Source organism: Phenylobacterium sp. (assembly GCF_036263695.1).
Taxonomy (GTDB): domain Bacteria; phylum Pseudomonadota; class Alphaproteobacteria; order Caulobacterales; family Caulobacteraceae; genus Phenylobacterium.
The window spans coordinates 1-9,935 of record NZ_DATAGM010000011.1 but is presented as its reverse complement, the minus strand read 5'-3'; the positions used below and the strand labels follow the sequence as shown (position 1 = coordinate 9,935).

Sequence of the window (9,935 nt, the reverse complement as noted above, 5' to 3'; positions counted from 1 at the left end):
ACACGTGCCGCAGGTGCGCGAGTACGTCGAGGCCGCCGCCTTCGGGCTGGAGGACGTCGCCCGGGCCGTCCAGGCCGCCGCCGGCGCCATGGCCGAAGCCCTCAGTCTTCCAGACGCCGCGCAGCGTACAGCCTGAGCGCGCCCAGCACCCCGATCAAGCTCATCGCCGTCATCAGCAGGTAGCCGCCCGCACCGTAGCGGTCGAACAGCGGCCCCGAGGCCAGCGTCGCCAGGCCGGCCAAGAGGCCGCTGGAGAAGGCCGAATTGATGGTCTGGGCCGCCGTCATGTTCACCGGCGAGGACAGCCGCTCCACCAGCTGCAGCGAGGCGAGGAAGGTCGCCGCGTAGCTCAGCGCGTGCAGCGCCTGCAGCGGGAACAGCAGCCACAGCGGGGGGGCGAAGGCGTAGGCGGTCCACCGGACCAGCGCCGCCAGTCCGCCGATCACCAGCAGCCGCCGCGGCCCGATCTTGCGCCGCCAGGGCTCTAAGAACCACATAAAGACGATCTCGACGGCGACGCGCACGCCCCAGAGGACGCCGGTCAGGTTCTCCGGGATGCCCTGCGCCTTCCAGGCCAGCGCCGAGAAGCTGTAGTAGAAGGCGTGGGCGGACTGGATCAGTCCCACCGACAGCACCGCCAGCAGGAACAGCCTGTCCTTCAGCAAAAGGCCAAGCCCCGCTAGCCGCTCGCGCAGCTCGGCGACGCCGCCATGCTCCAGCACCGGGTCCGGCGGCAACAGGAAGCGCGAGGCCAGCGCCGCCAGCAGCGCAGCGGCGACGATCCACACCAACACCGCGTCCGCCGAGGTCGCCACCAGCAGCGCCCCGGCGACAATGTTCGCGACGATGAAGGCCGCCGAGCCGATGCCCCGCGGCCAGCCGTAGTTGAACCCCTCGGTGCGCGCCCGGGCCAGGGCGACCACGTCGGTCAGCGGCGGCAGGGTGGCGAACGCGCTCGCCGCCACGAACCACACCGCCATCCACCAGGGAAAGCCGAACGGGGCGGCCATCAGCAAGTAGCCCAGGGCGGTCGCTAGGCTCAGCAGGATCAGCGGCGTGCGCCGCAGGGCGAAGCTGTCGGCCCACACCGCCAGCGCCGGCGCCGTAACCACCCTGGCCAGCATCGGCAGCGACAGGATCAGTCCGATCTGCGCCCCCGACAGACCTCGCTCGGCGAACCACACCGGCATGTAGGGAGCCATCGCCCCCGTGCCGACGAAGATGGCCGAATAGCAGAGGCCGATGCGGACGGCGGAGGACATTGTCCGCCGGTCCATACCGCGAGTCCGGCTGTGACGCCCGCTTCCAAAAGACCTCTCGCCGCCGCGCGGAGGGAGAGGTCTAAACCGTCTCCATCGGCTCCAGCGTCTTCGCCGCCGTCTCCGCCGTCCCCAGGTGACGCACGTAGAACCGCTCCCAGCTGGCGCCTTCGAACGGCGGGATTCCCATGTGGCCGCCTGGGTTGATGTGCATGGTCTTCTCCGCCGACCCGAAGGCGTCGAACAGCGCGATGCCGTGCTCGCGCGGCGCGACCGCGTCCTCCCACTGGAAGACGAACTCGACCGGGATGGTGATGGCCCTGGCCGCCGCCTCGAACTCCGCCGCGCCAGGCCGCAGCCCCGCCAGGCCGAACACGGCGCACTTGATCCTGGGCTCCTGCGCCACGAACGGCACGCCGATGGCGGTGCCCATAGAGACGCCCCAGTATCCGATCCGCCCGTCGTCTCCGACGAAGTCGAGGCTCAGGACCGCGTCGAGGGCCGCCTTCCATTCGGGCACGGCCTGGGCGGTGCGCTGGGCCATCTGCTTCATCCGCTCGGGCGTGAAGCCGGCGGGCGCCTGACCGGTCACCCGGGCGCCGACGTCGCGGGCGAAGGCGGCGGCCTCCTCGCGGGAGATGCGGTCGCCGTGGCCGGGCGCGTCGATGGCCAGCGTCGCATAGCCATACTTCTTCGCGTAGATCCGCGCCCGGGCGACGATGCCGGCGGTCTTCTTGTGCTGCGAGCCGCCGTGGCCCATCAAGATCAGCGGCCGGGGACCCTTTGCCGCCTCGGGCGCCCACAGCGCCGCCGGCACCGTCTGGCCGTTGACCGTGAGCTCGAAGAGCCGGCGTGTGACGCCGGGCTCCTCCTGCCGCTCCTGCGTGAACTGAATCATCCGCGCTCCTCCACCGTCTTGTCTTTCTTGGGGGCGACAGCCTCGCCCCCCCGCGGATGGAGTCAAGGCTGACTACCGGCTGACGAACTCGGTCGGCCAGTCGTCGAGCGGCACGCCGCGGCAGTCGGGCATCACTTCAGAGCCCTTCAGCGCGAATTCCCGTCCCGTCCAGACCCAGCTGGTGAAGGCGCCGCAGTCGCCGAGGCCCCGCGCCTTGTCGAAGTTGCTGAGCGTCTGGGTCGCCGGATCGAACTCGGCGTTCATCAGCCGGCCGGTCTCCGCCTGCCCGCTCGCGTAGGGGAAGTCCGGCGCGCCCTTCAGCGTCCCCTTCTCATCCAGCAGGCTGAAGTCGTAAACGACGTTGTAGGCCCCGCGGCTGCAGGCCGTCTGCCACAGCAGCAGGCCCGGAGCGAGGCGGAAGACCTGGGGCTCGATCCCCAGTTCGCCGATATCGTCGTCGCAGGACTCCCAAGGGTACTTGATCGCGTCGGGCAGGCTCTTCGGGAGCCCCGCCTGCGAGGCCGGAGCCGCGGCGCGGATCACCGGCGGCGCGGGCGGCGCAGGCATGGCGCTCGCGGGCTTGGGCCCCTTCGCCACGAGCGCCGTCACGGTTCCGGCGCGCTTCTGCCGGTCGTCGACCCAACGCAGGGCCGCCGAGCTGCCCTTCAGCGAGATCGCGCCCACGACGTCCCGGCCCAGCCAGATCGAGAGGATCTCGCCGTTGGCCAGGCCCTTGAGCAGCGTCGCCGTCTGCGCCGGGGTCAGCACCGCGCGCTGATAGACCTCGTCCTTGCCGGCGATGGCCTGCACCTGGTTCATCACCGGAATGCCGTCGATCTCCAGCCGCCAGACGGCGCTTCCCTCCCCGCTCGCAGAGATCGAGACAGTGGGCGCGGCTCCGGCCGCCCCGGTGCGGGTGATGCGGATGTAGGTGATATTTTCGTAGTGTTCCTCGGGAAAGCCGTAGGCGTTGCAGGTTCTGATATTGTCGCAGACGACTATCCAGTCCCCGAACGACTCGTTCTCCGCCGAGGCCGGTCCGCACAGGGCCGCAAGCCCCGCCGCCACCAGCCCGATAAGCGCCGCGCGCATCGTCCCTCCCGTTCGCTTTCGCCGCCACATACCGTAGAGCTGGTCTCTTGGTTCGCAATCGGGCGGCAGGAACATGTGGACGCCTCGCAACTGGATGACCCTGGCGGCGGTCCTCGGCCTGCTGGCCGTGGCTGGCGGCGCCTTCGGCGCGCACGGCGTCGCCGATCCCAAGGCGAAGTCCTGGCTGCAAACCGGCGCGGAGTATGCCTTGGTCCACGTCCTGGCGAGCTTCGCCTGCGGGATCCTGGCGCAGTTCGGCGCCCGCCGGCCCGGCCTCGCCGCGGCCTTTTTCCTGGCCGGCGTGGCGCTGTTTTCCGGATCGCTGTTCGTCATGGCCCTGGGGGGCCCCCGATGGCTGGGCGCCGTCACGCCGGTCGGTGGCCTGTCGTTCATGATCGGCTGGGCGGCGCTGGCCTGGGCCGCGCGCGGGATCCGCAGCGTCTAGGCCTTGGCGGCGCGCGGCAGCGCCAACGTGTGCAGGGCGACCGCCGAGCCTGCAATGGCGACCAGCATGATCAGAGCCATCGGCCGGGCCGTGGCGTCATGCAGCGCGGCCGAGACGCTGGCGGCGACCGCGCCGGCGGCGAACGAGGACGCCCCCGTCAGAGCCGACACCGAACCGGCCCGCAGCGGGTCGACGCTGAGCGCGCCGGCGGTGGTGTTGCCCTGCATGAAGCCGTAGCTGGCCAGCAGCACGAACAGCAGCGTCAGCACGCCCCACTGCCCGCCCCAGCCGGTCACGGCGACCAGCGCCAACAGGACCGCCATTCCCACGGAGACCAGGCTTGCCGTCGCCAGCACCTGGTCAGGCGTCCGGCGGCGGAGCAGATAGCGGTTCACCTGGTTGGCGCCGATTATCCCGACCGCGTTGAGGCCGAACACCCAGCCGAAGTTCTGCGGGCTGATGCCGTAGGTGCCGATCAGCAGGCCCGGCGAGGCCGAGATGTAGGTGAACAGGGTCGCCCCGTTCAGCGCCCCCGCCAGCAGGTAGCCGATCAGCCGCTTTTGCCTGAACAGCGCCGCATAGGCCTGCAGGGGGTTCTCGCTGCGCGCCTGGGCCGCGGTCGCCTCCGAACGCGACTCTTTCAGCCGCAGCAGGACCGCCGCCCCGACCGCCACGCCGAATCCCGCCAGCACCCAGAAATTGGCCCGCCAGCCGGCGAGGGTGAGGACCACGCCCCCGAGCAGCGGGGCGAGGATCGGCGCGATCCCCATGATCAGCATCATCAGCGACAGCATCCGCGCCGTCTCGGTGTGGTCGAACTTGTCCCGGATGATCGCCCGGGCCACCACCCCGCCGGCGCAGCCGCCCAGCGCCTGGACGAACCGCGACGCGATCAGCATCTCCGGACTGGTCGCCAGCGCGCAGGCGACCGAAGCCGCCGTAAAGACCACCACCCCGACCAGCAGCGGCGCCCGCCGCCCGTAGCGGTCCGAGGCCGGGCCATAGATGAACTGGCCGATGGCCATGCCGGCGAAGAAGGCCGCCACCGTCGCCTGCGCCTGCCCCGCCGAGGCCGAGAGCCCCTGCGCGATGGCCGGCAGGCTCGGCAGGTACATGTCGATGGCCATCGGCGCGAAGGCGGTCATCGCCCCCAGCATGACCACCAGCCCCCATGGCGTCGGGGCGGGCTTGATCTCGGCGTCTTTCGGCATCGGCGCCTTCTAGCGCGTCGGCGCCGCTGAAGAACCCCTTCCCTTCCGCCGCGGAGCCTGCGCAGCCTGCGGCGCCTGGAAAGAGCCCGGGGAGCCAGTGATGCCCACCACCAAAATGCCGCCCGCGCAGCGCGCCGCCGTCAACGGAATCGAGCTCGCCTACTACGAGGTCGGCCCTCGCCAGGGCGTGCCGGTCATACTCTGCCACGGCTTTCCGGAGACCGCCTTCTCCTGGCGTCACCAGATGAGCGCGCTGGAGGCCGCCGGCCGCTGGGCCATCGCTATCGACGGGCGCGGCTATGGCCTGTCTTCGCGCCCGCCGGCGGTGGAAGACTACGACATGGAGCACCTGACCGGCGACCTCGTCGGGCTGCTCGACCACCTGGGCGTGGAGAAGGCGATCTTCGTCGGCCACGACTGGGGCGGCTTCGTCGTCTGGCAGATGCCGCTGATGCACCCGGAGCGCTGCGCCGGGGTCGTAGGGCTCAACACGCCTTTCCAGCAGCGGCTGGGGATCGACCCCATCGCGCTGTTCCGCAAGGTTTACGGCGATGAGATGTACATCGTCTGGTTCCAGAAGCCGGGTGAGGCCGACGCGCTGCTGGCCGAGGACGTGGACAAGACCATGCGCTTCTTCATGCGCGCAGGCGACGGCCTGAAGGGCGACGCCGAGCCGCGCCCGGAGGGCCGCTCCACCTTCGCCTTTGGCGAGACCCTTAAGCGCTACGATCCCGCCGCGGACACCCGCCAGTTCCTGTCGTCGGACGAGCTCGCGGTCTTCGTGGAGGCCTTCCGGCGGACGGGCTTCACCGGCCCGATCAACTGGTACCGCAATTTCACCCGCAACTGGGAACGCTCGGCCCACCTGCCGCAGCGGATCGACGGCGTCCACTGCCTGATGATCACCGCCGAGCACGACCCGGTGCTTCGCCCCTCGATGGCCGACGGCATGGGCGAACACATTTCCGACCTCGAAACCGTGATGATCGAGGGCAGCGGCCACTGGACTCAGCAGGAGAAGCCGGAAGAGGTGAACCGGATCATCCTTAACTGGTTAGATCGCCGCTTCCCGCGGTAAGAAGAATCGAATGGAACGCACCACGCCCGCGCCTGCCGTCTCGTCGCTCGCTGGCCGAAAAGGCCTCTATGCGGATAATGAGCCGTTCGCCTACGGCTGGCTGCCCACCGGCGGGCCGCACGAGATCTTCTACGAGGAGTGCGGCCGGCCCGACGGCAAGCCGGCGGTCATCCTGCACGGCGGCCCAGGCGGGGCGATCAACCCCACCATGCGCCGCTTCCTCGACCCCGCGCGCTGGCGGATGACCCTGTTCGACCAGCGCGGCTGCGGCCGCTCGCGTCCGAACGCCTCCCTCGAGGACAACACCACCTGGTCGCTGATCGAGGACATCGAGCGGCTGCGCGAACACCTCGGCGTCGAGAAGTGGACCGTGTTCGGCGGCTCCTGGGGCTCTACGCTGGCCCTGGCCTACGCCATCAAGCATCCGGATCGGGTCGCGGGCTTGATCCTGCGCGGCGTCTTCCTGCTCACCGAACGGGAGCTGAAGTGGTTCTATCAGGACGGCGCCTCGATGCTGTTCCCCGACGCCTGGGAGCGGTTCTGCGCGCCGATCCCGGCGGCCGAGCGCGACGACATGATCGGCGCCTATCACCGCCGGCTCACCCACCCCGACCGCAAGGTGCAGGCGGAGGCCGCCGCCGCCTGGAGCCAGTGGGAGGGCGACACAATCTCGATCCGCGGCCCGGAGGCGAGGCCCTCAAAGTTCAACGAGATCGACTTCGCCATCGCCTTCGCCCGCATCGAGTGCCACTTCTTCGCCAACCGCGGCTTCTTCCCGGAAGACGGCTGGATACTGAAGAACATCGACAAGCTGCGCCGCATTCCCGGCTGGATCGTCCAGGGCCGCTTCGACGTGGTCACCCCGATGGAAGCGGCCTGGAAGCTGAAGACGGCCTGGCCCGAGGCCCGCTTCGAGGTCGTCTGGGACGCCGGGCACGCCTCCACCGAACCCGGCATCGTCGACGCGCTGGTCCGCGCGACCGACCAGGCGCTGACGGTCTGAACATCAGACCTCTCCCTCCGCATGCGGAGGGAGAGGTCTCAGTTAGAACAGCCCCTTGCCGCTGCCGACTTCGGAGTAGCGGTGCACGCGCACCGACTGCACCAGGCCGAAGCCGATCATCACCGTCATCGCCACGGTGCCGCCGTAGGAGAGCAGCGGCATCGGCACGCCGACGACCGGGGCCAGGCCCATCACCATCGCGCCGTTGATCAGCACGTAGCAGGCGAAGGTGGCGGTGACGCCCGCTGCGGCCAGCCGGCCGTAGTGGCTGTGCGACAGCGAGGCCGTGCGCAGCGCCATAAAGATGACCGCGGCGTAGAGCGTCAGCAGGAAGGTGCAGCCCACGAAGCCGAACTCCTCGGCCAGCGTGGCGAAGATGAAGTCGGTGTGCTTCTCGGGCAGGTAGTCCAGCTGGCTCTGCGAGCCCAAGCCATAGCCCTTGCCGAGCAGCCCGCCGGACCCCAGCGCGATCATCGACTGCAGGATGTGGTAGCCCGACCCCGACGGATCGCTCTCCGGGTCGAGGAACGTCATGACGCGCTGGCGCTGATAGTCGTGCAGCACGAACATCACGATCGGCGGGATCGACACCAGGAACCCGGCCACCCCCGCGATGATGATCTTCCAGGACAGCCCCGCCAGGAACACCACGGCCAGGCCGGTGAACAGGATCAGCATGGCGGTGCCCAGGTCCGGCTGGTGCGCCACCAGCCCGAAGGGCACGGCGATCATCAGCCCCGGGATCATCAGCCGCCAGGAGAACCGGGCCGTCTGGGCCGACGCGCCGTGATAGAATCTGGCCAACGCCATCACGATGCCGACCTTCATCACCTCGGAGGGCTGGAAGCTGAACGAGCCGATGGAGAGCCAACGCTGGGCGCCCATCCGCACGTCCCCGACCGCCTCCACCGCGACGAGCAGCAGCAGGGCCACGACGTAGACCGGGTAGGAAAGCGCGAACCAGACCCGGATATCGATCAGCGACAGGCCCACCATGACGCCGAAGAACAGGGTGTAGCGAACCAGGTGGTTGGCCGCCCACGGCGTCCAGGAACTGCCCGCCACTGAGAACATCATCAGCGCGCCGAAGCAGGCGATGAGGGTGACGAAGAAGCAGAAGGTCCAGTCGATCTGGGCGATCTTGACCGTCGGGCGGTCGCGCTCGCCCGGGCGCGTCAGGGCGCTGGCGCTCATGCGGGGGCTCCCGGAGGGGCGGCGATGGGCGGGCCGGGCGGGGCTGCGTCCGGCGCGATGACCGAGGGCGGGTCGGGCAGGTCCGCCTCCCCTTCAGCCGGCATCTCGGGCATCGGTAGCGGCTGCTCGATGCGCGCCCGCAGCTCGGGATCCTTCAGCAGGGCCACCCGCATGATCTCGCGCGCCCTGGGGGCGGCGGCGGTCGAGCCGCCCATCCCGTGCTGGACGACCACCGACAGGGCGTAGCGCGGCTCGTCAATCGGGGCGAAGCAGACGAAGAGGCCGTGGTCGCGGTACTTCCAGGGACCGCCCTTCCCTCGCCCGCCGCCGGCCGAGTAGTTCCGCACCTGCGCCGTGCCGGTCTTGCCGGCCATCAGGATGTCGCCCAATCCCAGCTGACTGGCGCGGAAGCCGGTGCCGCCCGCCTCGGTCACCGCGGCCATGCCCTCGCGGACATAGTCGATGTGCTCCTTCTTGAACGGCAGGTCGGGGGCCTCGGAGCCGGGCGGCATGACCTCGTCGCCGAGCGACTTGATCAGCCGCGGGTTCAGCGCCTTGCGGCCGTTGGCGAGCCGGGCGGTCATCACCGCCAGTTGCAGGGCGTTCACCTGCAGGGCGCCCTGACCGATGCCGTAGCTGAGCGACTCGCCTGGCATCCACTCCTGGTTGGCGGGGTTCTTCTTGAAGTACCGCCGCTTCCACTCGCGGGACGGGACGATGCCCTTCTTCTGGCCCGAGATGCCGATGTCGAAGATCTGCTCGAAACCAAAGGCTTTGGCGATCTTGGCGATCTGGTCCGGGCCGATGCGAAGCGCCACCTGGTAGAAGTAGACGTCGCAGGAGTTCTTCAGCGCATCGCGCATGTCCTGCGGGCCATGACCGCCGCGCTTGTGGCAGTGGAAATAGCGGCCGAAGTGCCAGCCGCCCCCGCAGAAGATCCGCGCATTCGGGTCGATGCCGGCGTCCAGCGCCGCCAGCGCCGTCATGGTCTTGAAGGTGGAGCCCGGCGGGTAGAGCCCGGACAGCGCTTTGTCGAGCAGCGGCCGGCGCTCGTAGTTGGCCAGCGCCCGGTACTCGGGCCCGGACAGGCCGCGGACGAACCGGTTCGCGTCGAACGACGGCGCCGAGGCCAGGCACAACAGGTCGCCGGTGCGGCAGTCCATCATCACCGCCGCGCCGCTCTCCTCGCCGAACACCTCGATCGCGCGGGTCTGGACGTCCACGTCGAGGGTCAGCTGGATCTGCTTGCCGGGAATCGCGGGGATATCGCCGTCGGGGTCGTGGCGGACCTCGCGGCCGTTGGCGTCCACCTCGACCTTCTGGGCGCCGGGCTTGCCGCGCAGCTCGAGGTCGAAGGCCTTCTCCACCCCCTGGCGGCCGATGCGGAAGCCCGGGTGCAGCAGGATCGGGTCGGCGTTGGGGCCGGTGTCCTTGATGTCTTCCTTGATGGGCTTGGCCACGTATCCGATCACGTGGGCGAAGGCGCCCCCGTGCGGATAGACCCGCACCTCGCCCATGTCGGCGACCACGCCCGGCAGCTCCGGGGCCCGCAGGTTGATGGCCGAGAACTGGTCCCAGGTCATGTCCTCCATGACCTGCACCGGCACCCGCCGCGGCGAGCGGTCGATCTCCTTGGCCAGCCTCGCCTGCCGCTGCGGATCCAGCGGGACGTAGTTGGCGAGGGTCTTCAGCATGGCCTCGTGGTCGAGGTCCTCCTCGCGCCGCACCAGCAGGCGGAAGTTCGGCCGGTTGGAG

The 9,935-nt window shown here is 69.8% G+C and carries 9 protein-coding genes; 3 read left to right on the top strand and 6 right to left on the bottom strand.

Annotated features, from left to right (window positions below; genetic code table 11):
- Nucleotides 1-101: 101 nt before the first annotated feature.
- The 3 genes from VHK87_RS00385 to VHK87_RS00375 all read right to left on the bottom strand — a co-directional run bounded on the left by VHK87_RS00385 (nt 102) and on the right by VHK87_RS00375 (nt 3,249).
- Nucleotides 102-1,262: an MFS transporter gene (locus VHK87_RS00385; protein ID WP_329632919.1), complete on the bottom strand. Its 1,161-nt coding sequence runs from the start codon at nt 1,260-1,262 to the stop codon at nt 102-104.
- A 79-nt stretch (nt 1,263-1,341) separates the two neighbouring features.
- Entirely contained in the window at nt 1,342-2,157 is an 816-nt protein-coding gene (locus VHK87_RS00380; protein ID WP_329632918.1) for a hypothetical protein, read from the bottom strand.
- A gap of 72 nt (nt 2,158-2,229) precedes the next feature.
- The gene (locus VHK87_RS00375) at nt 2,230-3,249 is read right to left on the bottom strand and encodes a DUF1176 domain-containing protein (protein WP_329632917.1); all 1,020 of its coding nucleotides are present in this window, start codon (nt 3,247-3,249) and stop codon (nt 2,230-2,232) included.
- A 73-nt stretch (nt 3,250-3,322) separates the two neighbouring features.
- Between VHK87_RS00375 and VHK87_RS00370 the strand changes: the two genes are divergently transcribed.
- A complete protein-coding gene (locus VHK87_RS00370) occupies nt 3,323-3,694 on the top strand; it encodes a DUF423 domain-containing protein (RefSeq protein WP_329632916.1) in 372 nt (123 codons plus the stop codon).
- On the opposite strand, the gene VHK87_RS00365 is transcribed toward VHK87_RS00370, so the two are convergent.
- Entirely contained in the window at nt 3,691-4,905 is a 1,215-nt protein-coding gene (locus VHK87_RS00365; RefSeq protein ID WP_329632915.1) for a multidrug effflux MFS transporter, read from the bottom strand. The two genes, VHK87_RS00370 and VHK87_RS00365, sit on opposite strands and share 4 nt — an antisense overlap.
- A gap of 100 nt (nt 4,906-5,005) precedes the next feature.
- Between VHK87_RS00365 and VHK87_RS00360 the strand changes: the two genes are divergently transcribed.
- Together VHK87_RS00360 and pip are read left to right on the top strand one after the other, a co-directional pair.
- The gene (locus tag VHK87_RS00360; protein WP_329632914.1) at nt 5,006-5,983 is read left to right on the top strand and encodes an alpha/beta hydrolase; all 978 of its coding nucleotides are present in this window, start codon (nt 5,006-5,008) and stop codon (nt 5,981-5,983) included.
- Nucleotides 5,984-5,993: 10 nt separating this feature from the next.
- Complete coding sequence (gene pip / locus VHK87_RS00355; RefSeq protein WP_329632913.1) at nt 5,994-6,986, top strand: prolyl aminopeptidase; 993 nt, start codon at nt 5,994-5,996, stop codon at nt 6,984-6,986.
- A 42-nt stretch (nt 6,987-7,028) separates the two neighbouring features.
- Here pip and rodA read toward each other — a convergent pair whose 3' ends face one another.
- Nucleotides 7,029-8,180: a rod shape-determining protein RodA gene (gene rodA, locus VHK87_RS00350; RefSeq protein ID WP_329632912.1), complete on the bottom strand. Its 1,152-nt coding sequence runs from the start codon at nt 8,178-8,180 to the stop codon at nt 7,029-7,031.
- The coding region (gene mrdA / locus VHK87_RS00345) for a penicillin-binding protein 2 (protein WP_329632911.1) at nt 8,177-9,935 on the bottom strand (1,759 nt) is incomplete at its 5' end. The genes rodA and mrdA, both read right to left, overlap by 4 nt.